At 64.7% G+C, this 24,746-nt stretch carries 27 protein-coding genes; 10 read left to right on the top strand and 17 right to left on the bottom strand.

Annotated features, from left to right (window positions below):
- Window positions 1-678 precede the first annotated feature (678 nt).
- Genes K5880_RS03750 through K5880_RS03705 form a run of 10 tightly spaced genes read right to left on the bottom strand, consistent with a single transcriptional unit; the run spans window position 679 to window position 10,302 of the window.
- The gene (locus K5880_RS03750) at window positions 679-927 is read right to left on the bottom strand and encodes an SDR family NAD(P)-dependent oxidoreductase (RefSeq protein ID WP_297648857.1); all 249 of its coding nucleotides are present in this window, start codon (window positions 925-927) and stop codon (window positions 679-681) included.
- Complete coding sequence (locus tag K5880_RS03745; RefSeq protein ID WP_297648854.1) at window positions 866-1,729, bottom strand: fumarylacetoacetate hydrolase family protein; 864 nt, start codon at window positions 1,727-1,729, stop codon at window positions 866-868. Before K5880_RS03745 ends, K5880_RS03750 begins: the two co-directional genes overlap by 62 nt.
- A 41-nt stretch (window positions 1,730-1,770) precedes the next feature.
- The gene (locus K5880_RS03740; protein ID WP_297648851.1) at window positions 1,771-2,955 is read right to left on the bottom strand and encodes a sugar ABC transporter permease; all 1,185 of its coding nucleotides are present in this window, start codon (window positions 2,953-2,955) and stop codon (window positions 1,771-1,773) included.
- An 11-nt stretch (window positions 2,956-2,966) separates the two neighbouring features.
- Window positions 2,967-4,484, bottom strand: coding sequence for a sugar ABC transporter ATP-binding protein (locus K5880_RS03735; RefSeq protein ID WP_297648848.1), 1,518 nt, complete (start codon window positions 4,482-4,484; stop codon window positions 2,967-2,969).
- 37 nt (window positions 4,485-4,521) lie between these two features.
- Window positions 4,522-5,568 carry a substrate-binding domain-containing protein gene (locus K5880_RS03730; RefSeq protein ID WP_297648847.1) on the bottom strand — a complete coding sequence of 349 codons (1,047 nt, stop codon included), beginning with the start codon at window positions 5,566-5,568 and terminating at the stop codon, window positions 4,522-4,524.
- Between the two features lie 24 nt (window positions 5,569-5,592).
- The gene (locus K5880_RS03725) at window positions 5,593-5,922 is read right to left on the bottom strand and encodes an L-rhamnose mutarotase (protein WP_297648844.1); all 330 of its coding nucleotides are present in this window, start codon (window positions 5,920-5,922) and stop codon (window positions 5,593-5,595) included.
- Between the two features lie 12 nt (window positions 5,923-5,934).
- Complete coding sequence (locus K5880_RS03720) at window positions 5,935-6,837, bottom strand: phytanoyl-CoA dioxygenase family protein (protein WP_297648843.1); 903 nt, start codon at window positions 6,835-6,837, stop codon at window positions 5,935-5,937.
- 2 nt (window positions 6,838-6,839) lie between these two features.
- Entirely contained in the window at window positions 6,840-7,673 is an 834-nt protein-coding gene (locus K5880_RS03715; RefSeq protein WP_297648841.1) for an amidohydrolase family protein, read from the bottom strand.
- Window positions 7,663-8,730, bottom strand: a complete 1,068-nt coding sequence (locus K5880_RS03710) for an aldo/keto reductase (protein WP_297648839.1) — start codon at window positions 8,728-8,730, stop codon at window positions 7,663-7,665. The genes K5880_RS03715 and K5880_RS03710 overlap by 11 nt, the downstream gene beginning before the upstream one ends.
- A gap of 18 nt (window positions 8,731-8,748) precedes the next feature.
- Window positions 8,749-10,302: a UxaA family hydrolase gene (locus tag K5880_RS03705; RefSeq protein WP_297648837.1), complete on the bottom strand. Its 1,554-nt coding sequence runs from the start codon at window positions 10,300-10,302 to the stop codon at window positions 8,749-8,751.
- 178 nt (window positions 10,303-10,480) lie between these two features.
- Here K5880_RS03705 and K5880_RS03700 point away from each other — a divergent pair, with 178 nt between their 5' ends.
- From K5880_RS03700 to K5880_RS03670, 7 genes are all read left to right on the top strand, one after another.
- The gene (locus K5880_RS03700; RefSeq protein ID WP_297648834.1) at window positions 10,481-11,527 is read left to right on the top strand and encodes a GntR family transcriptional regulator; all 1,047 of its coding nucleotides are present in this window, start codon (window positions 10,481-10,483) and stop codon (window positions 11,525-11,527) included.
- A 251-nt stretch (window positions 11,528-11,778) separates the two neighbouring features.
- Window positions 11,779-12,729, top strand: a complete 951-nt coding sequence (locus K5880_RS03695; RefSeq protein WP_297648831.1) for a LysR family transcriptional regulator — start codon at window positions 11,779-11,781, stop codon at window positions 12,727-12,729.
- A 308-nt stretch (window positions 12,730-13,037) separates the two neighbouring features.
- Window positions 13,038-13,424, top strand: a complete 387-nt coding sequence (locus K5880_RS03690) for a hypothetical protein (RefSeq protein ID WP_297648828.1) — start codon at window positions 13,038-13,040, stop codon at window positions 13,422-13,424.
- A gap of 7 nt (window positions 13,425-13,431) precedes the next feature.
- Window positions 13,432-14,175: a GNAT family N-acetyltransferase gene (locus tag K5880_RS03685; protein WP_297648825.1), complete on the top strand. Its 744-nt coding sequence runs from the start codon at window positions 13,432-13,434 to the stop codon at window positions 14,173-14,175.
- A gap of 47 nt (window positions 14,176-14,222) precedes the next feature.
- On the top strand, window positions 14,223-16,433 hold the full coding sequence (locus tag K5880_RS03680; protein ID WP_297648823.1) for a hypothetical protein: 2,211 nt from the start codon (window positions 14,223-14,225) through the stop codon (window positions 16,431-16,433).
- Between the two features lie 333 nt (window positions 16,434-16,766).
- The gene (locus K5880_RS03675) at window positions 16,767-18,128 is read left to right on the top strand and encodes a solute carrier family 23 protein (RefSeq protein WP_297648820.1); all 1,362 of its coding nucleotides are present in this window, start codon (window positions 16,767-16,769) and stop codon (window positions 18,126-18,128) included.
- Window positions 18,129-18,133: 5 nt separating this feature from the next.
- The gene (locus K5880_RS03670; protein WP_297648817.1) at window positions 18,134-18,556 is read left to right on the top strand and encodes a hotdog fold thioesterase; all 423 of its coding nucleotides are present in this window, start codon (window positions 18,134-18,136) and stop codon (window positions 18,554-18,556) included.
- Between the two features lie 23 nt (window positions 18,557-18,579).
- Here the strand turns inward: K5880_RS03670 and K5880_RS03665 are convergent, their stop codons facing one another.
- The 5 genes from K5880_RS03665 to K5880_RS03645 all read right to left on the bottom strand — a co-directional run bounded on the left by K5880_RS03665 (window position 18,580) and on the right by K5880_RS03645 (window position 20,860).
- Window positions 18,580-18,957 (bottom strand): VOC family protein, encoded by a 378-nt coding sequence (locus K5880_RS03665; RefSeq protein ID WP_297648815.1) that lies wholly within the window; start codon window positions 18,955-18,957, stop codon window positions 18,580-18,582.
- 71 nt (window positions 18,958-19,028) lie between these two features.
- Window positions 19,029-19,574, bottom strand: coding sequence for a DUF4256 domain-containing protein (locus tag K5880_RS03660; protein WP_297648813.1), 546 nt, complete (start codon window positions 19,572-19,574; stop codon window positions 19,029-19,031).
- Between the two features lie 20 nt (window positions 19,575-19,594).
- Window positions 19,595-19,882: a hypothetical protein gene (locus K5880_RS03655; RefSeq protein WP_297648811.1), complete on the bottom strand. Its 288-nt coding sequence runs from the start codon at window positions 19,880-19,882 to the stop codon at window positions 19,595-19,597.
- 58 nt (window positions 19,883-19,940) lie between these two features.
- Window positions 19,941-20,297 carry a hypothetical protein gene (locus K5880_RS03650; RefSeq protein ID WP_297648809.1) on the bottom strand — a complete coding sequence of 119 codons (357 nt, stop codon included), beginning with the start codon at window positions 20,295-20,297 and terminating at the stop codon, window positions 19,941-19,943.
- Window positions 20,294-20,860, bottom strand: coding sequence for a cob(I)yrinic acid a,c-diamide adenosyltransferase (locus K5880_RS03645; RefSeq protein WP_297648806.1), 567 nt, complete (start codon window positions 20,858-20,860; stop codon window positions 20,294-20,296). The genes K5880_RS03650 and K5880_RS03645 overlap by 4 nt, the downstream gene beginning before the upstream one ends.
- 223 nt (window positions 20,861-21,083) lie before the next feature.
- Between K5880_RS03645 and K5880_RS03640 the strand changes: the two genes are divergently transcribed.
- The 3 genes from K5880_RS03640 (at window position 21,084) to K5880_RS03630 (ending at window position 23,211) form a co-directional block, all read left to right on the top strand.
- Window positions 21,084-21,311 (top strand): hypothetical protein, encoded by a 228-nt coding sequence (locus K5880_RS03640; protein ID WP_297648803.1) that lies wholly within the window; start codon window positions 21,084-21,086, stop codon window positions 21,309-21,311.
- 26 nt (window positions 21,312-21,337) lie between these two features.
- A complete protein-coding gene (locus K5880_RS03635; RefSeq protein WP_297648800.1) occupies window positions 21,338-22,762 on the top strand; it encodes an FAD-linked oxidase C-terminal domain-containing protein in 1,425 nt (474 codons plus the stop codon).
- A gap of 113 nt (window positions 22,763-22,875) precedes the next feature.
- On the top strand, window positions 22,876-23,211 hold the full coding sequence (locus K5880_RS03630) for a YegP family protein (RefSeq protein ID WP_297648797.1): 336 nt from the start codon (window positions 22,876-22,878) through the stop codon (window positions 23,209-23,211).
- Window positions 23,212-23,255: 44 nt separating this feature from the next.
- On the opposite strand, the gene K5880_RS03625 is transcribed toward K5880_RS03630, so the two are convergent.
- On the bottom strand, window positions 23,256-24,179 hold the full coding sequence (locus K5880_RS03625; protein ID WP_297648794.1) for a ParB/RepB/Spo0J family partition protein: 924 nt from the start codon (window positions 24,177-24,179) through the stop codon (window positions 23,256-23,258).
- Between the two features lie 22 nt (window positions 24,180-24,201).
- Window positions 24,202-24,741 (bottom strand): alpha/beta hydrolase, encoded by a 540-nt coding sequence (locus K5880_RS03620; protein WP_297648792.1) that lies wholly within the window; start codon window positions 24,739-24,741, stop codon window positions 24,202-24,204.
- Between the last annotated feature and the right edge of the window lie 5 nt (window positions 24,742-24,746).

Raw genomic sequence — 24,746 nt, 5'->3', positions numbered from 1 at the left:
CAAGGCCTCGCAACGCCGCGCATGGCCTTTTTGGCCGCAACCCGAAGGGAATGGGGTGGAAACAGCGCCACTCGTCGTTGCACTCCTAGGCCAGACACCCAGTCCGGCCGTCGTCGCGCGCCTCGATTGGCGCTGTTTCCACCCCATTCGCACTTGGAAAAATAGTGTGAACAGGCCCTAGCGCGTTACCACGCTCCGGCACGTTGCGCCGAAGCGCCGGCGTGCATCTGCAGACGCCCGACGAGAAGGCCTCAAGGCACTGACCGGCGTGTTGGCACGCGCGCTGAAGGCGTACCGCCGCGAGGAGGTGCGCGACCTCATGGACGAGACGCACCAGGACGTCGATCGCCTCATCGACCGGCTGCAGCGTCTGGCGGCATGCGCTGACGCTCGATCGATCTGCGGTGGCGCCCGCGCTGCGCGAGATCGCGGACATCGCCAAGTCGCTCGCGGCGGCGCACGCGGCCCTCCGCTAGATCTGAGGGAATTCCATGCCCACGATCTACTACACGTCCGACTTCCAGAAGCTGGCCCGAGCATCCGGACTCGCAGCGCGGAGCCAGCCCAGACCTGGCAGGCGTCACCGCGAGGGCCTCCTCGTGCGCGTCGAAGATTTAGTTGCAGCCATAAATCCAGGGGATAACCGCGCATGCGCCTTGCCGGCGATCGACGCCACGTTCACGATGCGTCCATAGTCCAGGTGACGTCATTGCGGCCCGTGATGCCAGCGTTATCGACGAGGATGTCGATCGATCGGTGCGCCTCCAGCGTGGCCCGGATTGCCGCGTCGACCTGCGCCTCATCGGCCAAGTCGATTACAGCGGTCGTCACCCGGCCGCTGGCTTCCAGTCCGGTCTGAGCTGACTCATGCCACCGCCTCCGCGTCGGCAGCCACGAGTCGCTGACGCTGGCTGCCGAGACCGGCAATCCCGAGCGTCATCGTCTGACCGGCGTTGAGGTAGATCGGTTGCGGTTTGCAGCCCAGGCCGACGCCCGGCGGTGTGCCTGTCGAGATCACGTCGCCCGCTTGCAAGCTCATGAATTGGCTGATGTAGGAGACAAGTGTGGGCACGTCGAAGATCATCGTGCGCGTATTGCCGTTCTGGCGGCGCTGCCCGTCCACGTCGAGCCAAAGATCGAGTGTTTGCGCGTCAGGTACTTCGTCGCGGGTGACGAGCCACGGTCCGAGAGGGCCGAAAGTGTCGCAGCCCTTGCCCTTGTCCCATTGACCACCGCGCTCGGTTTGGTAGGCGCGCTCGGAGATGTCGTTGACGATGCAATAGCCTGCCACGTGCTCGAGTGCCCGCTGCTTGGGGATGTAGCGTCCAGGTCGACCGATCACGACGCCGAGTTCCACCTCCCAGTCCACCTTCCTGGCCCCCGGTGGAATTTCGACATCGTCGTTCGGACCACAGATCGCGCTCGTCGCCTTCATAAAGAGCACCGGCTCGGAAGGCACCGGCAGGTTCGATTCGGCCGCGTGGTCTGCGTAGTTGAGCCCGACACAGATCAGCTTACCGACCGCGCCGACACAAGGCCCGATACGCGGGTCGCCGCCGACCTCCGGCAAACTGGCCAGATCGAGCGCGCGCAGGCGGTCGAGCTCGGTCGGTGCGAGAGAGGTGCCGGCGATGTCGGGCACGTGGGCCGAGAGATCGCGCAAGCGTCCTTGAGGATCGAGCAGGCCCGGCCGCTCGCTGCCACGGGGGCCATAGCGAAGAAGTTTCATGGCAATCTTTCGAGGAACGGAAAAACCTGATGCGGTGTCGGTCAGGCGCGACCTTGCCGCTTTGTCATGTAGGCATCGAAGGCGAGGGCGAAGAGCAGAACCAGCCCTTTGATGACGAGTTGCAGGAAGGAACTGATGTTGAGGAGGCTCATACCGTTGTCGATTGTCGTCAGCAGGATGGCGCCGACGATGGCACCCGGGATCGTCCCGATGCCACCTTTCAGCGCGGTACCTCCGATCACTGCCCCGGCAATCGCGTCGAGCTCCATGTACATCCCCGTCGTTGGTGTCGAGGCACCGAGGCGTGCAGTGACCAGCGTGCCGGCTATGCCGTACAGCGCTCCCATCAGCAGGAAGCCGAGGTAGAGCTGTCGGGAGAGGGGAATGCCCGCCAGCACCGAGGCCTCGCGGTTCGATCCGGTCAGATACGCATTGCGCCCGAAGACCGTCTTCGTCATCAAGACCCAGAGCAATACGCCGATCACGGCGACCCACAGCAGGGCTGCGGGAAGACCGCGGAAGCCGCTAAAGATCCAAGCCAGGAAGGCGGCTGTCGCGAGGAGCGCGAACAGCTGTATCCCGAGTTGCAAGCGGCGCCCGCTACCGAGGCGCTGCTCGAGCAAGCGATGCCGGCGCAGGATGTAGGCCCCTGCGGCGACAAGGCCGACGAGCAGTAGCACCAGGGTCGCCGGAATCGGCAGGAAGGCTTCGCTCAGCGCTGAATAGTCCTCACTGACAGGAGCAATCGTTGCTGCGTCGGTCGCGTAGAAGCCGATCCCTCGGAATGCGAGCAGGCCGGCCAGCGTGACAATGAAAGAAGGGACGCCGATCGTTACGACCCAGAATCCCTGCCACAAACCCAGCACGATGCCCAGCACGATCGTCGCGACCACCGTCGGCAGGATGTCCCAGCCAAGACTGTGCTGCAGTGCTGCGGCCAGGACGCCGCAGAGGTATACGGCGCTGCCAATCGAGAGATCGATTTCGCCCATGATCATCAGGATCGACACGCCGGCAGCGACCAGGGCGACGATCGATGCCTGGCGCAACAGAAGCGAGAGATTGCGCGGCGTGAGGAAGAGGTCGCCGGAAGCGATGTTGAATACGATCGCCAGGACGACGAAAACAATCACCATCGTCAGCGTGCGCGGATCGACGAGCGGGCCGCGTGCCCCCGCCGGCGCTGCGCGGTTCGGCGCAGAAAAGCCTACCGAGGACGAGATCATGGATCTTGGTTTCATTGGAAGGTTTCTCCGGTTGCCGCAGCCATCAGCTGCTGGCGGCTGGCGCGCCGATCGAACTCGCCGGTGATGCGCCCCTTGTACATGACGAGGATGCGGTCGCTCTCCTCGAGGATCTCATTCATGTCGCTGGAGATCATCAGCACGCCGCTGCCTTCGGCCGCGATCTCGCGCAGCAGCCGATAGATCTCGTAGCGTGCGCCGATGTCCACACCATAGGTGGGCTCGTCGACAATCAGCACGCGCGGCTTCGTCGCGATCCAGCGCGCGAGCAAGACCTTCTGCTGATTGCCGCCGCTGAAGGCCTCAACCTTCGCATCCAGCCGCGGCGGGCGCAGGTCGAGTCGTTCGATCAGCGCCTGATTGCGGCTCGTCTCCTGCCTCTCGTTGATCAGCAGCGGCCCTGATACGTCACGGATGCTCGCAGCGCTGATGTTGTGGGATACGCTGTGGCCTTCGACGAGACCAGTCTGCTTGCGATCCTCTGTGAGCATTCCCAGGCCGAGCGAAATCGCCTCGCGAGGCGATCGGACGCGCCCTGCCCGGCCTCCGATGTGGATCTCGCCGTCGATATTGCCCCGCCATGCTCCGAAGACCGCCTTGGCGAGTTCGGTGCGGCCAGCGCCCACCAACCCAAAGAGTCCCAGGATTTCGCCTTGGCGCAACTCCAGGCTGACCTCGTTGACGCGGCAGCGCTGTGCTCCGAACGATTCGCGAACGCTGAGCTTGCGCACCGACAAAACTGGCACAGACGGCGGTACTGGCGGGCGCTCTTCCGGGGGCTCTGGATCGCGGCCAATCATGGCGCGCACCATCTCGGAGATCGGGCCCTGAGCACTGTCGAAATTCGCGACGACGCGACCGTTACGCATCACGACAACGCGATCGGCCACCAGCGCGATCTCATCCAGCCGGTGGGTGATGTAAATGCAGCCCACTTTTTGCGCGCGGATTTGGCGCATGCGCTCGAAGAGATGCACCGCCTCGCCATGCGTCAGCGAGGCCGTCGGCTCGTCGAGAATCAGGATCCGGGCCGCGGCCTTGGAAAGGGCCGCGGCGATCGTCACCAGTCGCTGCGCAGAGGGGCTTAGCTCGCGCACCGGCGCGAGGGGATCCGCCTCGACACCGAAGAACGCAAGCCGCTCCATCGCAGCAGCGTGCAGCTTCGCTTGGTCGACGAAGCCGAAGCGCGCCGGGAGCATGCCCATGAACATGTTCTCGGCAATGCTGAGGTTCGGCGCGATATGAAGCTCCTGCGGTACCAGCACGATGCCGGCCGCCTCGGCCTCGCGTATGCCGCGAAAGCGTGTGGCTCGTCCGTCGAGCAACAACTCGCCCTCGTCAGCAGCGTGCACTCCCGAGATGATCTTCATCAGCGTGGATTTGCCGGCGCCGTTCTCGCCGATCACCGCCACCACCTCGCCGGCGCGCACCTGCAGGTCAACGCCGCTGACCGCCGCCGTGCCGCCGAAGGACTTGCCTACGCCGCGAAGCTCCAGCGCTGCGGTGCTCACGAAGGGATCGGCGTGACCCACTGTCGATCCTCTCCGCTCAGCGGCAGGGCGACTTGCCGGCGCCAAACACATCGGCCTCGGTCACCCAGCCTTTCGGCGCATCCTTCGAGATGAAGCTGCAGAGCGAGTCCTTGGTGACCGGGATGACCTTTACCAGATGCGTCGGCACCTTGCCGGCGCCGAGGTCCACCTCCGTCATATGGCTCGGCTTCTGCTTGCGCGCAAAGGCGACGGCCGCTTTCACCGCGGAACTACCGGCGTCGTCGAGATCGGTCCAAACCGACATGGTCTGCACACCCTGGGCGATCAACTGCAGGTTGGCGGCATCCGCGTCGAGACCCGAGAGGTACACCTTGCCAGCCAGGCCGCGGGCCTTCAGCGCCTGCGAGATGCCAAGCGCCATGCCGTCGTTGGCAGTGACGAAGCCGTCCACTTTGTCGGCCTGCGCGCTCAACACGTTCTCCGCATTGGAGAGTGCGGCCTTCGGATCCCAACCGCGGATGAATTGATTGAACACCACCTTGACGTTGTTGTTGTTCAAGATGCGCGCGTCGTACTCCTTGGCGATTGCCTGCGCCACGTCGTTGCCCGGATCACCCTTGACGAGTGCGAAGGTACCCTTGGGCGCCATCTTCAGCGCGCCCTCCGCCTGCAACTCTCCCACACGCTTGTTATTGCGCATCAGGAAGTAGTCGAGCCTTGCGGTTGTGATGCCAACGTCGTAGCCGATGACCGGTACGCCTTGGTCGTGCGCCGAGCGCACGATGCGGCCAGCCGCCTGGCTGTCCACCGGCACGATGATCAGCGCGTCGGGCTTCTGGCTCAACAGGTTCTCTACCTGTGACGCCTGCAGCGCCGGATCGTCGTTGGCCCATTGCACGATCAGCTTGGCACCGTGTTTCTTCGCCTCGCGTTCCATCGCCGCGACATCAAAAGCCCAGCGACGTTGCACCTGCGTCTTCATCGCGACTGCGATCGTAGGGTTCTTCTCGTCGGCGCGCGCGATGTCAGTCGTCAGTGCTGCCGCGGCGGCGATCATCGAAGCGGCCGTGCAGAAGGCCATTGATCGAATTGCTTGCATCATCTGTCTCCTAGTTGAATGCCCATGTCAGGGCTTGTAGAACACGTTTTCGAGCCGAGCCCACCATTCACCGGGCCGGCGCGTCTCCAGTGGCAACTGCATCGGTTCGCAGATCTGCCACCAGTCCTTCATGCGCGGCTCTGTCGCAAGCCGCGCTTGATCCGCCGCGAAATCGCTGCCCACGTACTCCCAGTACGCGAACAACAGGTTTTCGGGCTCCTTCAGGAAGATCGAGTAGTTGCGAATGTTGGCCCGCGAGATGATCTCCAGGATCTCGGGCCACGTTTCGCGGTGCAGCCGCTTGTACTCCGGGATGGCTTCCGCCTTGATGCCGAGCACGAAGCCCATGCGTTCCATCGCGACCTCCAATCAATAGCGGTCGACGACGACCGCTTCGGCGGCTTTCCAGACGCGTGCGTCGTCGGGTATCGCCAGCGGATCGTCCACTGTCGGTGTAGCGCCTTCGATGTCGAGCAGGAAGCGTTCGGCGGGTCCGGCACGATCATGGAGCGCTTGCGTCAGGTGCTCCCGTTCGTTGAACTGCTGTGGAATGTCGCGCCGGCCGATCGCCAGATGCAGCACGCGTCTCGAAGCGCCGCTTTCGTTGCGCGTGCCGCCATGCCAGATACGGCCGTTGATCACCGCGATCGAGCCTGCTTTGCCGGTAACGAGGATCTCGCGCGGATGCCGAGCCAGGGGATCTTTCGGCACGATCGCTTCTTCTTCCGGGGTCAGCTGGACACGGTCGATCTCGGCCATGTTGACGTCGGGCACGTTGATTGGCACGAGCTTGTGCGAACCTGGAACGAGGCGTGTCGGACCGTTGTGCTCGGTCATGTCGTCGAGCATCACCATCGTGTTCACGACACGCCAGTCCTCTGGGTAGGCACGCGGCGCATCGCTGTGCAGCGGCTGCTGCCCCTGCCCCTTGGCGGGATTGCGGGCGTTGAGCGAATAGACACGGATCTCGCCCAACAGACGATGCGCGGCGGCCAGCGTCGGTGCGCAGCGCAGGCAGCGATCGAACGCCGGCGACTTGTTGAAGAGATTCGACAGGCGCAGCGCTCCCGGCTCGATATGCACTTCGTGGCCACCGTACTGTCCCTCGATCTTCTGCAGCCGGTCGATTTCCGCACACATGTCGGTGACCTCCTCCGCGCTGAAGACATCGGGAATGATCACGTAGCCTTGTTCGTCGAAATGGCGCAGCTGTTCGGGCGTCAACGCATCAGTCGAGACGCCCAGTTGCTGAAGGGCTTGGGTGGTGTTCATCGTCACTCTCCTTGAATCTGATAGAAGGCCAGCGCATTGGCGCCGAACACGCGCGCTCTGGCGTCCGGGTCGAGCGGAGCCATCCAGGTCTCGCAAGCCAGCAGCCATTCGCTATAGCCGATCGCCGTCGTGCAGACGGGCCAATCGGATCCCCACATCAGCCGGGAAGGGCCGAAGGTCTCGAGCAGAACGTCTGCATACCGCTGTAGGGATACGACCGGTGCCCCGTAAGCAGCTTCAGAGGCGAGACCGGAAAGCTTGCAGAACGCGCCGCTATTCCGCGCGAGATCGCGCATGTCGGCCGCCCACGGTTCGAACTCACCCCGCGCGATGGCGGGCTTCAAGCCATGGTCGATCACCACGCGCAGGTCGGGATGGGTTTCGCAGAGCTTCAGGAAGCGTCGGGCGTGGCGCGAATAGCCGAGAGCGTCGAAAGCCAGTCCACGCTCCTGCAGTGCGTCGAATGCCCAGGCGATGCCCGGGCCTGTTATCCAGTCGTCGTCGGCGATGTCCTGCACCATCGGCCGCACGCCAACCAGCTTCGGATGAGCCGCGAGCCGGTCGAGTGTTCCTCGCTCGTCGGGTCGCTCGAAATCGATCCAGCCCACCACGCCGGCCGTCCACGGTATGGCGTCGGCGATGCCAAGCAGATAGTCGGTTTCGGCAACGGTCGGAGCCGCCTGCACCAAGATCGTCGCCGTGATGCCGGCCTCGGCCAGCAACGGCGCGAGTTCGTCCGGCCCGTACCGCCGCTTGAGCACCGGCGGAGCGTCGAGCATCCATGGATAGTCGCCCCTTTCTGGGCGCCAGAAGTGCAGGTGCGAATCAACGCGCATCGATCGCACCTGACGCGGTCACTGGTGCCGTCACTGGAGCGTCAGCGCGAAGCAGCCCCTCCGCGGCGAGATTGCTCCACAGCGAACCGGGGATGCGGCGCGCCATTGATGCGGCGTTGCCGCGCACTTCATCGATGCTGACCGCGCCGGGGATCACGCTCACGACGGCCGGATGCAGCAGCGGGAACTGTAGCGCCGCATCTCGCAATCGAGTGTCGTGGGCCTCGCAAACCTTCTGGATCGCGGTGACGCGATCGAGGATTTGCTGCGATGCCGGTGCGTACTGGAACCAGGCGCCGGGCCGCGGACCGGTGGCCAGAATTCCCGAATTGAACGGGCCGCCGATGATGACACCCATACCCTTGTCGGTGCACAAAGGCAGAAACGAATCGAGAGCCTCCTGCTCCAACAGCGTATAGCGGCCGGCGAGCAGAAAAAGGTCGACATCGCTGTTGCGGGCCACCGTCTCGCAGACTTGCCACTCGTTGACGCCGATGCCGATCGCGGAGACGACGCCTTGGCTGCGAAGGTCGGATAGCGCGTGCATCCCACCGTCGAGGAACTCCCGCGTGCGCTGGACCGACGCCTCCGCACTGCCGTGCGTGAACGCATCGATATCGTGGCACAGCACGATATCGATGCGATCGTGGCCGAGCCGCTCGAAAGAAGCCTCGAAGGAGCGCATCACGCCGTCGTAGGAGTAGTCGTACACGACGCGGCGCGAGGGAACGTCGAAGAACTTTCCGATGCCGTCGCGCTCGCCGGCGGGGCAGCGTTCCAGCAGGCGGCCGACCTTGGTCGACAAGAGGTAGGAGTCGCGGGGCTTCTCGCGCAGAAAGGAGCCGACCCGCACTTCGGCGAGTCCGTATCCGTACAGCGGCGCCGTGTCGTAGTAGCGAATCCCTTGGGTCCAGGCTTCTTGCAAGGTTTGCAGCGCCTGAGCGTTGTCGATCGCTCGATAAAGATTGCCGATTGGGGCGCTGCCGAATCCGAGTGCGCTGAAGTCGAGTGGACGACCGGAGCGACCCACGAAACGTCGGGCGGGAGTGGTAGTCATGCGTCTTCCTTGCGGCCTTCAGGTCACAACGCTGATCTGCCACGGCACGAACTCGCTCTGCCCATAGCCGTGTGTTTCGCTGCGGGAACGCTCGCCCGAGGCGGTCCGCAGCATCATGTCGAAGAAGATTGCGCCGAGTTCGGGGATCGACTTCGTGCCGGCGAGGACCTCGCCGCAGTCGATGTCCATGTCGTCGGATTGGCGCTGCATCAGCGCGCTGTTGGTTGCAAGCTTGAGCGACGGCGAAGGTGCGCAGCCGTAGGCCGAGCCTCGCCCGGTGGTGAAGCAGATCAGGTTGGCGCCGCCGGCGACCTGGCCAGTGGCCGACACCGGGTCGTACCCCGGCGTGTCCATGAAGACGAGTCCGCTGGCGCGCACTGGCTCCGCGTACTCATAGACCTCGTTGAGATTGGTCGACCCGGCTTTGGCAATGCCACCCAGCGATTTTTCGAGGATGGTCGTCAGGCCACCTGCCTTGTTGCCGGCGGAAGGATTGTTGTTCATCTGCGCGCCGCCCCGTGCGCAGTGTTCCTCCCACCACTGAATTCTGCTCACCAGTTTGCGGCCGATTTCCGGCGTCCGCGCGCGGCGCGTCAACAGATGCTCGGCACCATAGATCTCAGGCGTCTCGGAGAGGATCGCGGTGCCACCGTTTGCCACCAACAGATCCACCGCCGCGCCGAGCACCGGGTTGGCTGAAATGCCCGAGTAGCCGTCGGATCCGCCACATTGCAATCCGACGACGAGGTGGCTCGCCGCCACCTCTTGCCGGCGCACATCGTTGGCCAGCGGCAGCATCTCTTCGATCATTTCGATGCCGCGAGCGATGGTCTTGGTGGTTCCACCGCTGTCTTGAATCGTGAAGGTCTTCAGCCGGGATGTTTCACTGAGTCCCTGTGCCTCGAGAAGTGTCGAGATCTGGTTGGCCTCGCATCCGAGGCCAACCATCAGCACCCCCCAAAAATTCGGATGGGTGGCGTAGCCGGCAAGCGTGCGTCGCAGGATGCGCATGCCTTCGCCCTGCGTGTCGACTCCGCAGCCGCTGCCGTGCGTCAGCGCGATCACCCCATCGACGTTCGGGAAGCGGTCGAGCGCTTCGGGATGGATGTCGCGCCGGAAATGGTCGGCAATCGCGCGGGCGACTGTGGCCGAGCAATTCACCGAAGTCAGGATGCCGATGTAGTTCCGCGTCGCGACACGGCCATCTTCACGCACGATGCCGCCGAATGTAGCCTGGCGCTCGACCAAGGACGTCGGCCGCACCTGTGCCGAGTGGGCATAGTCGCGCGCGAAATCGCCCATGGCCATGTTGTGCAGATGCACGTGCTGGCCAGGGCAAATCGGCTGGCTCGCGAACCCGATGATCTGGCCGTAGCGGTGGACCGGCGAGCCTTGAGCGATGGCCCGCGTTGCCATCTTGTGGCCCGGGGGAATCAGGCCGAGCGCGGTGACGCCTTCGGAGGCGATGTACGTCCCGGAGACCAGCTGATCGAGCGTGATGACCACGTCATCGTCAGGATGCAGGCGTAGCACTCGCGCCGTGCGTGCGGCCAGGGGTTGTTCGAGGGACATGTCGGCTGAAGGGTCTAAGCGATGCGTTGAGGGCAGTATATGATTGCTGCCGACAGTAGTCAATTTGCTAGGACGACGTTTGCAGACAATAGTCGTTATGGTTTTCCCTAACAGCCGATCGGCCTATGCTTGGTGATACAGCGCTCAATGCTCGAGAGGCGCAGAATGCAGATTTGCCATGATGCTTGATCGTTCTCAAGAAGGTCGCCGCCCCCGGGCCGCGGAAGCGGCAGAAGGCGCGCGGGCCGCCTCGCCGCCGCTGTACTCGATGATCGCCCAGGTGCTGAGGCGCGCCATCCTCGATGGTTCCATCGAAGAGGGGGCGGTCATCCTCGAAGGTCCGATTGCCGAGATCCTGCGATCGACGCGCACCCCCGTGCGCCAGGCGCTGCAAGAGCTGGAAGAGGACGGCGTCGTCAGCCGCTTCGATGGGCGCGGCTATGTCGCGGGCCCGCCGGGCACTCCTCCCAGACGGGTCAAGCTTGAGGCCGCGATGCTCGACGATGGCGCCGGACCCGTCCGCAAGACCCTCGGGTGGGAAGCAATCTATGACGAGGTCGAGCGCGATCTGGTGCATCTATCGGTGTTCGATGCCTACCGGGTAAACGAACTGGAGTTGGCGAGACACTACGGCGTCAGCCGGGCGGTGGCCCGTGACGTGCTTTTGCGCCTGGAGCGCCTCGGGTTGCTGGAAAAGGACGAGCGCCTGCGCTGGGTCGTTCAGCCCCTGGATGCGAATCGCATCAACCATCTCTACGAGCTTCGGTGGCTGCTCGAACCTGTGGCGCTCCGGGGTGCGATCGGTGCGACGCCGGCCGGTGACGTGGAACGAATGACCACCGATCTGCGCAGGGCCATCGACGCTTACCCGCAGATCTCGCGCACGCAGATGGACGATCTCGAGCACGACCTGCACGTGACCTTGCTTTCTCGCTGCCCGAACCGCGATTTACTCCAGAGCCTCGAACGCACGCATTGTCTGCTCACATTGAGCAAGCACGTGCTCGGCGTATCGGCACCGATGCCCAAGCATGATCCCTTTATGTCCGAGCACCGGTCTATCCTCGATTCGGTCGCACGTGGAGACGTCGGCGCGGCCGAGAACAAGCTGCGCAAGCATCTCGAAGATTCGTGCCTGAAGTTGATCCGTCGCATGGACTCCGTACGCACCAACTATGCGGCGCCGAAGCCGCCTTACATCAACGAACGCTCGGGATCGGATTAGGGCCCGTTTCGAAGCGGAAGAAACTCCGGCGGTAGCCCTCCAGTCGCGGAATCACCGGCTGACATGTTGGGCGGCGAAGGTTGCCGTGCAGATCGTTCACCGCGCCCGCGATCGGACCGGCCCAAAGGAATCTGGCCGAGTCGCGCAGAGTGAAGCCTGACCCTGCGAACTCGAACATCATCCGAACTAAGCCCACGGTACTTTTGCACTATGAATCGTGCGCATCAGGTACAAGCGCCAAGGAGTCCGTCGTGATCCCCACCCTCCCATCACTGCTGGCGCGGCTCCGGTTTCGCCAGCTGTCTGTACTGATCGCCCTTGAAGAGTGCGGAGGCCTCCACAAGGCAGCCGAGCGCCTGTCGATGACTCAGCCTGGGTTGTCCAGGGCGCTTCACGAGATCGAGTCGACGTTCGGAGTCCAACTTTTCGTGCGGTCGAAAAGCGGCGTGCAACCCACCGAGCTGGGTCGATGCCTCGTCCAGTATGCCCGCGTGTTCGAGGCCGATCTGGGCCACCTGAGAGAGCACATGAACGGCGTGCTGCAAGGCTGCGGCGGACGGGTGGCCGTTGGAGCCATCACGGGCGCACTGCATGGTCTGCTTGTCGATTCCATTTCGCAGTTGAGACGGAGTCAGCCCTCCGTGTCGGTCGAAGTACGCGAGGGGATCAGCTTGGACCTGCTCGGTTGGATTGCCGAAGGGCGACTGGACCTGGCCGTGTGTCGCACCTCGGTTTTGAGCAATACCGACCAGTTCGACTACGAGCCACTCATGGAAGAGATCCCTGCGGCGGCGGTGGGGCCCGGTCATCCGCTTGCGAAGGCCAAGCGAGTGACGCTTGCGGAGCTGGCGAAGTACCGGTGGATTGTCTATCCCGGGAACATGCCTCTTCGAAAACTTCTCGAGCAGGAGTTTCGTAACGCGGGACTGGACCTGCCGTCCTATCCGCTGGAGACAGGCTCGTCCCTGACAACGATGCTGATGCTCAAGGAGGATGACCAGCTGGTTGCTCTGATGGCGTCTCCGACCATGGACTTCTGTGTGGAGCACGGCATTGCGCGGCGCTTGCCCATCCGCTTCAAGACACGCCATGAAGCATTCGGGATCGCAACCCGCCGTGGCGCGAGGTTGTCCCCTGCCGCGAAATTATTGGTCGACTGCTTGCGAGAGGCTGCCGAGCGCCGCAGGCACGCGCAACCTTGACCGACAACAGGGCAGGATGGCCCCGCGGCTGAATCAGGCCGAGACGCGGATTTGCTCGAAAGCCTTCCTGTCGGAACCGGGACGCCGCCGAACATTTGGTTCGAAGGAAAGGGGTTCGAAAAAGAAACCGAATTGCCGGCCAACCGGCACCCAGTCACCCTCATCGGGTTTCTGTGGGGTCCGTCCGTCGGCGTGACCATCGACTGGCCGATGCATTTCGGCCGGTTCCGATATTTTTGCTGCCCGTGCGGAATGGATACGGCGACGTCCGTATGGATGCGGCGACGTCCCGTACGTAGATTGTGCGAATGCTCGACAGCGCCAATCTCACGAGATCGGAAGGGAGCCTTGCGCAACCCTACACCGAAGCCCTTTTCCGCGGGCTCATCGCCGACCACGGCCTTGCGCCGCGTTACTTCATCCTGAAGAAGGTGGGCAACGAAGCAGATGCGACCGAACCCGCGCAACAGACCTTCGCGGATGCACTGTCAAACCTGCATGGCTATCGAGGCGGGGCATCGTTCTCCACGCGGGTCTTCGGGATCGCGTCGAACATCGCGCGCGATCACGTCAACCTGACCGCGCGCTGGCGCTGGCGGCTGGAGACCTTCGACGCGCACGAGACGACGCTGCGGTGCCGGCACCCGAGCGGGGCCGAGGCGGCCCACGGGCGGCACTGGCGCTGGCGGCGGTGAACACGCCATGACGCGCGCACGCCGCAGGGCCTGCCAACGCCGGCCGCATCCGCTGGGATACGCCGCCATTCCCCTTGCCGTCACCCACGGCCAGCTCATCGTCCTGCGCCCTCTGCTGCAGCGAGATGCCCGCGCGTTGCACCGCCTGTACGCAGACCGCCGCGTCGCCGAGCCTTGCCGCATCCAGGCGCCCGCGACCCCGCAGGAGGCCGGTCGGCTGCTTGACACCTGGAGCGAGCGGGAGCGTGCGATGGACATGCGTCGCTGGGCCCTCGCGCTGCACCGCGGGCCGCTGGTCGGCATGTGCGGGCTGAAGGACATCTCGCGCGATAGCGACCCGAGCGCCTACCTCACCTATGCGCTCTCGCCGGCGCACTGGGGGCGGGGCCTCATGCGCCGCGCGCTCACACACGTCTTGCGGACAGCCTTCGAATCGATGCAGCTCCACCGGATCTGCGCGGAAGTAGAGACGACCAACGAGCGCTCGTCGGGACTGCTGGCCGGGCTCGGCTTCTCTTTCGTGGGCGAGTACGCTGCCGACTCAAAACGGGCTTTCGAACTCCGCCGCGCGCCGACCAGCCCGATGGACGCGGTGCCGACACCGGCGCATGCGCCGGGGAATTCTGGTCTCGAGGATCGGAATTTCGCACCTCCTACCGAAGCACACCATCCGCCCAGCCTGCTGATCAGCGGGGCCGGGTGCTCCGGCCTCACGCCATCCCTGACGCGCCCCGCGACGGGCGTCCTATGACCACCTAAACGACGAGGCGGTCGCGCGCCTCATTCAAGGATTCAATCATGGAAACCCAAGTCTCCCAGCCCACCATCGACATCTCGAAAGTCAGCTACCACAAAGACGTCAACACCATCCTCAAGGGCGTGCCTAGCGTCCTTTTCGTTGGCTTCTGTTCCACCGGCGGCGGGCACACGGATCGCGAATTCAATGTCGTGCGCTCCGTCATTGACCGCTCATTCAACAAGAAGGGTACTGACGAACAGCAAAAGAATGCCAGGAAGTGCCTCGACAAGGGAAGCGCCGTCATCGTCGTTCTGCCGCCGGAATGGCCCGTGTCAGAAGGCATGTATTTCGCAAATGCGCACGCATTTATCCAGGAGTTGCGGAAACCCGAATTGGGACTGCACGTCGTCGTGTACCGCGGAACAAAAAGCGCCACCTCACTCTATGAAAAGCAGGGGGGCCGGCCGGCGATCCTTCGGCGGCACGCGCGCTTCCCGTTCGACGACATGCCACCCCAGTGGATCGCCTTCGACACGGACGAGAAAACCCAGCGCACTTCGAATGAAAAACTGATCCAGAGTCTGGCGGGGAAGCAGGGAGACGATTTCAAAAAGGTGTTCAGGGAGTTTCTCAACACCTGCCAGAAGATTTCCATGATGGATCTCGTGCCCCAGGTCGCCGCTGCCTGCGGAGACGTGAAGAAGATCTGGTGTTCCACCGACATGGACTTCGCCTTGACGCGCGCCATGCACAAAATAGGAGCCTTGGCGAACCAAGTCGTGGATCACGAAAGCATTCTGAACCTGTTCGTCGAAAACCCCTACGCCGGTCAGTCGTTGCTGGAATACTGCTACATGGGAAAGGTTCTCCCAAGCGACGTCGCCTACAAAGACGGCCAACCCGTGAAGGACCCCAGCGATCCCAGCGGCAAGAAGCTCATATACCTGAGCAAAACGGCGCACATTTCGTTGTCGACCCCGGACATCGAAGGTCTTAAACAACCCAACACCTTGCTTCAGTTGCGTTCGATGGTGACGGCACTGGTCAACAAGCCGGGTGGAGACGTCTACACAAGGGCAAGGACGGTGGGAGGGAAGGGGCTAAAGGACGGGGGGGAAGAACTTCGTGATTTTGCTTGGAGCGTGATCCAGCAGGCGGGTGTACAACTGCCCGCGGAAACCCTCTTGAAACCAAACATAAGCACCATCGGCGGTTTTGTGTACGGCAAGGGAGGGCCCACGGATCCCAAGCTCAGCGGGCTCCATCTCGACCAAGTCAAGGGCTTCGTCTACCTGTACCTCAGCGACGCCACGTCTGTCGTCGCAAAGCACATTTACGACCAATTGCACAAAGGGAACACCGGCTACGAGAATATCGTGTTTGCAATTTGCGCCGGCGGGGCATTCAACGCAGCTCAGTTACCGGCGGCCGCAAGTGACATCCCACAAAAGACCAATACGATGATGTATTGCAATCTCATGGGCGCCGATGCCGTGATGCAGGCCGGGATGGGAACGTCGAGCGAATTCGCGTATTCGGTCGTCAACGGCTGCCGGGATGCGAAGCTCCTCGTTTGGCCCATGGAGGGACAAGACGAGCACGCGTCGAATGCGCGATTCGTGAACGGACTGTTTCCGGGCAACGTCACGCAGATCGGCGCATTGAATTTCGTCAAAGCGCTCGACGATCTGGTCAACTACCGCAACAAGCAGCCATTGCAGTCGTACGGCGTGGAATACGTCAGGGGGATCCTGAGCGACTACACCATCGCCGAGACGGCTGCCGACGTGCTGTTGGACGACAAGCCACTCATGGAGCAAGTCGAAGCGGCGCTGCTCAACGTGTCCGAGCCGCGTCTCAGGGTGACGTACCGACTCATGAAGATTTGCGTTCAGATGCTCGACCAGCTGGAGGGCCCAGACAAGGTCTTGAAAACCAACATCCCCGGCGCAAAGTCCGAAGATGGCGAATGGCCGTACACCACAGTTCTGGACAACGGCAAGAATGGCAAATTCGTCATCGCACTGAAGCGCGGCGACAAGGCGCGGCATTTCTTCAAAACTGCAGAAGAGGCGCACACTTTTTTCAGCACGCCCGCTCTCATCGCCTCTTTCCTGGAGGTCGATGAAGAAGTTCTTGCGCGCGTATATGCAGAAACGAAGGTCGCCGATCGGGTTCTTGAGGCGCTGCAGCCGGGAGACAAGCTCGTATCGGGGTTCGCAAGGTATGCCTTGAAGGACATCTCCGACATCGTCAAGAGCGGCGTCTGAATCCAGGAGCGACCTGACGGACGACGGGGACGGCGAAGGAACGCGGCAATGACGAACATTGCGGGGCTTGTGATGGCCGTCTCCCTCGCTGTCTCGGTCTGCACGCTTGCGCGATTCGGAGTCAGGCTGCGGGATTGGGTGCACTAACGAGGCCGCTACCCGCCGAAAGCGTGCTGAGCGGGAAGGTGTTCGTCTACCGGGCCGAGGTTTTGTTTGGGGGGCGGGCGGTCCGCGTTGCAGCGTCAGCCGACAGGCGCACACCGCCTTTGCCGTGCACAATCCCACCCGGCGCGAAGAGGCGCGCCCGCCCCCCTCAACAACACGGAGACAACCATGGGCCTGCTCAACTGGACGGAGAAACCGGCTTCCACACTCGACAACGGCGGCGTGATCGCGCCCGACGAGCGCCTGCCCTGGCCGCAGACGGGGGTGATGGGCGTGCAGCACGTCATCGCCATGTTCGGCGCCACGGTGCTGGCGCCGCTGCTGATGGGTTTCGACCCCAACGTCGCCATCCTCATGAGCGGCATCGGCACGCTGATCTTCTTCGTCATCACCGGCGGCAAGGTGCCGAGCTATCTGGGCTCGAGCTTTGCCTTCATCGGGGTGGTGATCGCCGCCAGCGGCTACGCGGGCCCGGGGCTGAATGCCAACCTGGGTGTGGCGCTGGGCGGCATCATTGCCTGCGGCGCACTCTACACCGTCATCGGCGTGATCGTGCACCTGACCAATGAGCGCCACACGCGCTCCAGCCCCATGAAGGGCATGGAGGTGGAGGAGGTGGAGAACGACGTGGCCGTGCACTGGATCGAGCGCCTGATGCCGCCGGTGGTGACGGGCGCGGTGGTGGCGGTGATCGGCCTGAATCTGGCGGCCATTCCGATCAAGAACATGGCGCCCACCGGCTTCGACGCCTGGATGCAGGCCGTCACCTTCGTCAGCGTGGGCCTGGTGGCGGTGTACACGCGTGGCATGACGCAGCGGCTGCTGATCCTGGTGGGCCTGATCGTGGCCAGCCTGATCTACGCGGTGCTCACCAACGGCCTGGGCCTGGGCAAGCCGATCGACCTCTCGGCGCTGTCGAGCGCGCCGCTGTTCGGCCTGCCGAAGTTCGCCGCGCCGGTGTTCGAGGCGCAGGCCATGCTGCTGATCGCGCCGGTGGCGCTGATCCTGGTGGCCGAGAACCTGGGCCACATCAAGGCCGTGAGCGCCATGACCGGGCGCGACCTGAACCCCTACCTGGGCAAGGCCTTCATCGGCGATGGCGTGGCCACCATGGTCAGTGGCGCCTCGGGCGGCACCGGCGTGACCACCTACGCGGAAAACATCGGCGTGATGGCCGCGACCAAGATCTACTCCACCGCCATGTTCGTGGTGGCCGCGTGCATCGCGATCCTGCTGGGTTTCAGCCCCAAGTTCGGCGCGCTGATCCAGGCGATTCCGCTGGCCGTGATGGGCGGCGTGTCCATCGTCGTCTTCGGCCTGATCGCCATCGCGGGCGCGCGCATCTGGGTCGAGAACAAGGTCGACTTCTCGGACAACAAGAACCTGCTGGTGGCCGCGATCACGCTGATCCTGGGCACGGGCGACTACACGCTGAAGTTCGGCGGCTTCGCGCTCGGCGGCATCGGTACCGCCACCTTCGGCGCGATCATCCTGTACGCCCTGCTCAACCGATCCAAAGCTTCTGCCTGAACACCATGACCGTCTGGACCCGCCCCATCTCCGTCGAGGAACTCACCGCCATCCACAAAGACACGGCCGTGCAGCACCTGGGCATCGAATTCCTCGAAGTCGGACCCGACTTCATCCGTGCGCGCGTGCCCGTGGACACCCGCACCAAGCAACCCTATGGCCTGCTGCACGGCGGCGTGAGCGTGGTGCTGGCCGAGACGCTGGGTTCCTGCGGCGCGGCCTACAGCTGCGCGCCAGGCCACCGCGCGGTCGGGCTGGACATCAACGCCAACCACCTCAAGGGCGCCACCAGCGGCTGGGTCACCGGCGTCACGCGGCCGGTGCACATCGGCCGCACCACGCAGGTGTGGCAGATCGACCTGAGCAACGACGCGGGCGAACTCACCTGCGTTTCGCGCATCACGATGGCGGTGCTGGCGCCGAGGTAAGTCCTCGGGCCGTTGCGGGCGCGTCACTGCATCGAATGCAGGCCGACCTTGTTGCCCTCGGTGTCGATGAAGTGCGCGAAGAAGCCGAAGCCATTGCCGATTTCGGTCTTGGGCACGGCCACGGAACCACCGGCGCCCTCGACCCGGGCCAGCATCACCGCCAGGTCGTCGCCGCCGTTGAGATAGACCAGGGTGCCCTGCCGCGCGGGCTCCGCGCCGTCGCCGTGCACGATGGCGCCACCCACGGCGCCCGGATCTGAAGACAGCATGCCCATGGTGCTGGGGCCCATGGACATTGGCTCGATGGTGCGGCCCAGCACGGTCTCATAGAAGACTTTGGCCCGGGCAAAGTCGGCCACGGGGATCTCGAACCAGTTCAGGGCATGGGGGCTGGCGGGCATGGCGTTCTCCTGGGAGAGGATGAGAGGGCGTCATGTTAGTCGCCCTTGCCCGCCAGAAGAAGAACCTCGCATCACACGCGCAGCAGCGCGCGAAAGCCCCGGGCCGCGTAGTACGACTGCACCCCGTTGTGGTACGTGAACACCTGGCCGTAGCGGCGGTCGCAGAACAGTGCCCCGCCCAGTGAGCGGATGGACTTGGGCGTGGCGACCCAGCTCGAGGTCTTGACGTCGAATTCGCCCAGCTCTTGCAGCGCGCGGTACTGCTCTTCGGACAGCAGCTCCACGCCCATGTCGGCGGCCATCTGGACCGCGCTGCCCTGGGGCTTGTTTTCCTTGCGGGCTTTCAGGGCCGCGTCGTCGTAGCAGAGGCTTCTGCGCCCCGTCGGGCTCTCGGCGGCGCAGTCGCAAAAGATGAACTGCCCCGTGTCGCTGGCCTGCCCGATCACGTCGGGTTCGCCCCCCGTGCTTTCCATGCGCGCCAGGGCTTCCAGTGCCGTGGCGGAGGCCTTGAGCCTGGCGAGCACGTCCGCCCAGGCGATGCCGGGGTGGCGCCGCGCGTGTTGCTCGAATCGGCGCTGGAGCTGCTCCAGCAGGGTGTCACGTTCCTGTGCCTTCATCGGGTGTGCCCTGTTCCGGGTCAGCGAGCGATCTTGCGTTCGATCGTGGAAACCACGCCGGCGCGCAGCGTCAGGATGGTCAGCGTCTGCCGGTCTTGCGGGTGCGGGAAGTACGTCCAGGTCTTCTCTTCGGCCTGTCCCTTGACGATCCGGACGAAGGCCTCGTGGTCCGGCTTGCCGATCCTGAAGAGGACCTCGCCCTCACCCATGCCCGCACGGATGAAGCGCCGCTCTGCGGCGTCGGCGGCCAGCGCGGATGCGCCTGCTGCCGCCAGTGAAAGGGCGATCACCGCCTTGATCAGATGCATGTGCTGCTCCCGCGAATGCCAAGCCGCACCATCATACAAAGCAGCCGTCCGCCGCGCGTTAACCCCGCTCGCAGCGCCCCATCGCCGTCGCCTGGCCGCGGAAATCGCTGGTCCAGGTCTGGGCCGCGGTGTCGATCTGGATGCGCTCGTTATCGATGGCGGTAAGGATGACCGTCTCGCGGATCGAGAAGGTGTAGACCGGCACGTCGTCGATCCGCACCGAGCGCACGCGCTGCTGGTCGTAGCCGATGCGCACGGTGCGCGTCCAGGTGGTGCGCGCGGGCAGGTAGACGGCCTCGCACACCAGCGTCACGTCGCCAGCAGCCTGTGGCGCGGCCGGCGAGGACTGTGCGCCCGCGCCGCCAGCCAGCGGCAACCACAACACACCCAGCGCCAGGGCACGGTGCGGTTTCATGCGCCCGCGCCCTGCTGCATGCGCTCGCTCTTCCAGTACACGTCGTCGCCGCCGTTCATGCGGTTGAGCACGCGCGCCAGCACGAACATCAGGTCGGAGAGGCGGTTGAGGTACTGGCGCGGCGTGTCCTTCAGGGTCTCGGCCTTGTCCAGCGCGACCACCGCGCGCTCGGCGCGGCGCGCCACGGTGCGGCAGACATGGGCCTGGCTGGCCGCGCGATTGCCCGCGGGCAGGATGAATTCCTGCAGGCGCGGCAAGGCCGCGTTGTGCGTGGCCAGGGCTTCGTCCAGCGCCAGCACGGCCTCGGGCTTGAGCAGTTCGAAACCCGGGATCGACAGCTCGCCGCCGAGGTTGAAGAGCTGGTGCTGGATCTCGACCAGCAGCGTGCGCACGTCGTCGCCCATGTCCTCGCAGAGCAGCAGGCCGATCTGCGAGTTGAGTTCGTCCACGTCGCCCATGGCGTGCACGCGCAAACTGTCCTTGGAGACGCGGGTGTTGTCGCCCAGGCCGGTGGTGCCGGCGTCGCCGGTGCGGGTGGCGATCTGGGTGAGTCGGTTGCCCATGAGGATCCTTCAAACGGGTTGGCTGCGGGCGCGGGCCCGGCAGGAAGAAGCACATTGTGCGGGATGCGCCGCAGTACACGGCCGAGTAACCGCATGCTGGGAAATGTGTCTCAGGCAAGGGCGCATGCATGCTGGCAACGAGCGGAAAAACCGCTGGCGCGCGTCGCCGGTTCAGTCCGTAATGGGCGCTCGTTTCCACTTCTGCCTTTCCAAGGAGTCACCGATGCCACGTTCCCGCCAGCGACTTGCCGATTTCGAAGCCCGCAGCGTCCAACTGATCGCCGCGTGCACCCTGGGACTGGCCGGCGTGGCGGCCGTGCACGGCACGCCGTCGGCGCGCGTCACAGGACAGGCCGGCACGGCCACCTCCCAGAGCAGTGGCAGCGACGTGCCGAACGCGCACCGCGGCACCTCCGCGCTGCGGAACTCTGGGCGTAAACTGGCCGGCTGATCACAGCCGACACCGGAGACAAGCCCATGAACGCGCCCGCCACCCTCAGCCACCTGGCCCCCGAAGTCCACCAGCGCGCCATCGCGCCCGAGTTTCTCGCCGCGCTGCAGTCGCGTTTCGGCGCGCAGTGCTCCACCGCCATGGTGGTGCGCGAGCAGCACGGGCGCGACGAGTCGGTGTACCAGGTGCCCCCACCGGCGGCGGTGGTGTTCGCACAGAGCACGCAGGACGTGGCCGACGCCGTGAAGCTGGCGGCACAGTTCCGCGTGCCGGTGATTCCGTTCGGCGTGGGCTCCTCGCTCGAAGGCCACCTGCTCGCGGTGCAGGGCGGCATCAGCATCGACGTGAGCCGCATGAACAACGTGCTCTCGATCAACGCCGAGGACCTCACGGTGACGGTGCAGCCCGGCGTGACGCGCAAGGCCGTCAACGAGGCGGTCAGGAGCGAGGGCCTGTTCTTCCCGATCGACCCGGGCGCCGACGCCTCCATCGGCGGCATGTGCGCCACGCGCGCGTCGGGCACGAACGCGGTGCGCTACGGCACCATGCGCGAGAACGTGCTCGCGCTCGAGGTCGTCACCGCCAGCGGCGAGGTCATCCGCACCGGCACGCGCGCGAAGAAGAGCAGCGCCGGCTACGACCTCACGCGCCTGATGGTGGGCAGCGAAGGCACGCTGGGCGTGATCACGGAAGTGACGCTCAAGCTCTACCCGCTGCCCGAGGCCATCTCGGCCGCCACCTGCTCCTTCCCGAGCATCGAGGCCGCGGTGCGCACCGTCATCCAGGTGATCCAGCTCGGCGTGCCGATCGCGCGCTGCGAACTGATCGACCACAACACCGTGCGCATGGTCAACACCCACAGCAAGCTCGGCCTGCGCGAGGAAAACATGCTGCTGATGGAGTTCCATGGCTCGCCCGCGAGCGTGAAGGAACAGGCCGAGACGGTGCAGGAAATCGCCAGCGAGTTCGGCGGCAATGCCTTCGAATGGGCCGTCACGCCCGAGGAGCGCACGCGCCTGTGGACAGCGCGGCACAACGCGTACTTCGCCGCCATCCAGAGCAAGCCCGGATGCCGCGCGATCAGCACCGACACCTGCGTGCCCATCAGCCGTCTGGCCGACTGCCTGCTCGACTCGGTGGCCGAGGCGGACGCCGCCGGGCTGCCCTACTTCCTGGTCGGCCACGTGGGCGACGGCAACTTCCACTTCGGCTACCTGATCGATCCCAACAAGCCCGAGGAGCACACGCTGGCCGAGGAGCTGAACCACAAGCTGGTGGCGCGCGCGCTCAGCCTGGAAGGCACCTGCACCGGCGAGCACGGCGTGGGTCTGCACAAGATGGAGTTCCTGCTCACCGAGGCCGGTGCCGGCGCGGTCGACATGATGCGCACCATCAAGCGCGCGCTCGACCCGGACAACATCCTGAACCCGGGCAAGATCTTCTCGCTCTGACCACCGGGTGGGTGGCCGCCTGGGGCGTCGAGCCCACGGGAAGACCCGCTTTCGCGCCGCGCGGGTGTGCATAAGATGAAGGTCCTGTCCACTCACCCCTTCATGGAGGTCACATGTCCGGCTGGTACGAATTGCATCAGAACGAAAAAGGCAAGTTTTCCTTTGTCCTGAAAGCCGCCAATGGCGAGGTCATCCTGCGCAGCGAAGGCTACGAGACGCGGGCCTCGGCGGAGAACGGCATCGCCTCGGTACAGAAGAACAGCCCGAACGCCGCGAGCTACGAACGCAGCGACGCCACGGACGGGCGCTTCTACTTCAACCTCAAGGCGGCCAACCACCAGGTCATCGGCACCAGCCAGATGTACAAGTCGGCGGCCAGCCGCGACGCCGGCATCGAGTCGGTGCGCAGCAACGGCCACAGCCAGGTGGTCAAGGGCGGCGGCTCCTGAACTGAGCCGCATTCAGGCGGCGGGCAACACCCCGCTGCCTGCGCTCAGTGCCCGCCGCGCAGGCGGTCGATCAGGCCATTGAGCGCGTCCAGCGAGCCGAACTGGATCGCGACCTCGCCCATGTCCTCGAAGCGGCCGTGCCGCTTCACGCGCTTCTTCACGCGCACCTCGACCTCGGCGGTCAGCAGGTCGGCCAGTTCCTCTTCGACGCGGCGGATGTCGCGCGACTTCTCTTTCTTGAGCTTCTGCGGCGACAACGCGAACTCGGCGCCCAGCCGCTTGACCAGACTCTCGGCCTCGCGCACCGACATCTTCTTCGCCGCGATCTGGTTGCCCGCCGTGATCTGGCTGGCCTTGTCCAGCGCGAGCAGGGCACGCGCGTGACCCATGTCGAGGTCGCCGGCCATGAGCATGGTCTGCACCGGTTCGGCCAGTTGCAGCAGGCGCAGCAGGTTGCTGGCGGCGCTGCGCGAACGCCCCACGGCCTGCGCCGCCTGTTCGTGAGTGAGTCCAAACTCCTTCACCAGCCTTTGCAGCCCGTGGGCCTCTTCCAGCGGGTTGAGGTCTTCGCGCTGGATGTTCTCGATCAGGGCCATCGCCGCCGCGGCCTCGTCGGGTACGTCGCGCACCAGCACCGGCACGCTGTCCAGACCGGCCAGCTTCGAGGCGCGAAAGCGCCGTTCGCCGGCAATGATTTCGTACTTGCCGGCGTTCGGGCCGCCCGCGAGCTGCCGCACCAGGATCGGCTGCATGACGCCCTGGGCCTTGATGCTCTCGGCCAGCTCGTACAAGGCGCCTTCGTCCATGCGGGTGCGCGGCTGGTAGATGCCGGCCACCAGCTGGTCCAGCGCCAGGGTGGATGGCAGCCCGTCGCGCTCGGTCGTGGTGGCGACAACGCCCTCCACCACCTTGGGGCCCAGAAGGGCCTCGAGTCCGCGGCCGAGGCCCTTGGGTTTTTTGGTGACCATGGATCGTCTTGCTTTCGAAAAGTCAGAGATTGAGGAGTTCGGCGAGCACTGCGTGGCCGGCGGGCCAGTCCCCCAGGCCGGACTCGGCGTTGATATGCCCCGCCTGACCCAGGTCGACGAAGCGTGCGCCCCAGGCCATGGCAAACGCCTGCGCGCGCTCGAAGCTGCAATACGGATCGTTGCGGCTGCCTACCAGCACGCTCGGGAAGGGCAGGCGCTGCAGCGGAATGGGCGACCAGCTCGGCAGCACCGGGCGCATCTCCTCGCGCTCGGCATCGCCCGGGGCCACCAGCAGCGCGGCCTTCACCCGGTCGGTATTCTGCGAGTGCGAGGCCCAGGCCGCCACGTGCAGGCAGCCCAGGCTGTGCGCCACCAGCACGGCGGGCTCGTCGCAGCCGAGCAGCACCTCTTCGAGCCGGGCGATCCAGTCGCCGCGCTTCGGGCGCAGCCAGTCGTGCTGGTCCACGCGGCGGTAGCCATGGGTGGCTTCCCAACGGCTCTGCCAGTGGTCCGGGCCGCTGCTCTGCCAGCCCGGAAGGACGAGAACGTTGTGTGGTTTCACGTGAA

It is taken from the genome of Hydrogenophaga sp., assembly GCF_025699295.1.
Lineage (GTDB): Bacteria > Pseudomonadota > Gammaproteobacteria > Burkholderiales > Burkholderiaceae_C > Hydrogenophaga.
This window is presented reverse-complemented; position numbering and strand designations above follow the sequence as displayed.

What these genes read in the sequence shown, in the direction of transcription:
- K5880_RS03740 (WP_297648851.1), bottom strand. Translation starts at nt 2,955, where the DNA reads ATGATCTCGTCCTCGGTAGGCTTTTCTGCGCCGAACCGCGCAGCGCCG.
- K5880_RS03680 (WP_297648823.1), top strand. Translation starts at nt 14,223, where the DNA reads ATGGAAACCCAAGTCTCCCAGCCCACCATCGACATCTCGAAAGTCAGC.
- K5880_RS03700 (WP_297648834.1), top strand. Translation starts at nt 10,481, where the DNA reads ATGATGCTTGATCGTTCTCAAGAAGGTCGCCGCCCCCGGGCCGCGGAA.
- K5880_RS03650 (WP_297648809.1), bottom strand. Translation starts at nt 20,297, where the DNA reads ATGAAACCGCACCGTGCCCTGGCGCTGGGTGTGTTGTGGTTGCCGCTG.
- K5880_RS03665 (WP_297648815.1), bottom strand. Translation starts at nt 18,957, where the DNA reads ATGCCCGCCAGCCCCCATGCCCTGAACTGGTTCGAGATCCCCGTGGCC.
- K5880_RS03690 (WP_297648828.1), top strand. Translation starts at nt 13,038, where the DNA reads ATGCTCGACAGCGCCAATCTCACGAGATCGGAAGGGAGCCTTGCGCAA.
- K5880_RS03645 (WP_297648806.1), bottom strand. Translation starts at nt 20,860, where the DNA reads ATGGGCAACCGACTCACCCAGATCGCCACCCGCACCGGCGACGCCGGC.
- K5880_RS03730 (WP_297648847.1), bottom strand. Translation starts at nt 5,568, where the DNA reads ATGATGCAAGCAATTCGATCAATGGCCTTCTGCACGGCCGCTTCGATG.
- K5880_RS03745 (WP_297648854.1), bottom strand. Translation starts at nt 1,729, where the DNA reads ATGAAACTTCTTCGCTATGGCCCCCGTGGCAGCGAGCGGCCGGGCCTG.
- K5880_RS03705 (WP_297648837.1), bottom strand. Translation starts at nt 10,302, where the DNA reads ATGTCCCTCGAACAACCCCTGGCCGCACGCACGGCGCGAGTGCTACGC.
- K5880_RS03660 (WP_297648813.1), bottom strand. Translation starts at nt 19,574, where the DNA reads ATGAAGGCACAGGAACGTGACACCCTGCTGGAGCAGCTCCAGCGCCGA.
- K5880_RS03655 (WP_297648811.1), bottom strand. Translation starts at nt 19,882, where the DNA reads ATGCATCTGATCAAGGCGGTGATCGCCCTTTCACTGGCGGCAGCAGGC.
- K5880_RS03675 (WP_297648820.1), top strand. Translation starts at nt 16,767, where the DNA reads ATGGGCCTGCTCAACTGGACGGAGAAACCGGCTTCCACACTCGACAAC.
- K5880_RS03685 (WP_297648825.1), top strand. Translation starts at nt 13,432, where the DNA reads ATGACGCGCGCACGCCGCAGGGCCTGCCAACGCCGGCCGCATCCGCTG.
- K5880_RS03625 (WP_297648794.1), bottom strand. Translation starts at nt 24,179, where the DNA reads ATGGTCACCAAAAAACCCAAGGGCCTCGGCCGCGGACTCGAGGCCCTT.
- K5880_RS03630 (WP_297648797.1), top strand. Translation starts at nt 22,876, where the DNA reads ATGTCCGGCTGGTACGAATTGCATCAGAACGAAAAAGGCAAGTTTTCC.
- K5880_RS03720 (WP_297648843.1), bottom strand. Translation starts at nt 6,837, where the DNA reads ATGAACACCACCCAAGCCCTTCAGCAACTGGGCGTCTCGACTGATGCG.
- K5880_RS03635 (WP_297648800.1), top strand. Translation starts at nt 21,338, where the DNA reads ATGAACGCGCCCGCCACCCTCAGCCACCTGGCCCCCGAAGTCCACCAG.
- K5880_RS03670 (WP_297648817.1), top strand. Translation starts at nt 18,134, where the DNA reads ATGACCGTCTGGACCCGCCCCATCTCCGTCGAGGAACTCACCGCCATC.
- K5880_RS03640 (WP_297648803.1), top strand. Translation starts at nt 21,084, where the DNA reads ATGCCACGTTCCCGCCAGCGACTTGCCGATTTCGAAGCCCGCAGCGTC.
- K5880_RS03710 (WP_297648839.1), bottom strand. Translation starts at nt 8,730, where the DNA reads ATGACTACCACTCCCGCCCGACGTTTCGTGGGTCGCTCCGGTCGTCCA.
- K5880_RS03715 (WP_297648841.1), bottom strand. Translation starts at nt 7,673, where the DNA reads ATGCGCGTTGATTCGCACCTGCACTTCTGGCGCCCAGAAAGGGGCGAC.
- K5880_RS03725 (WP_297648844.1), bottom strand. Translation starts at nt 5,922, where the DNA reads ATGGAACGCATGGGCTTCGTGCTCGGCATCAAGGCGGAAGCCATCCCG.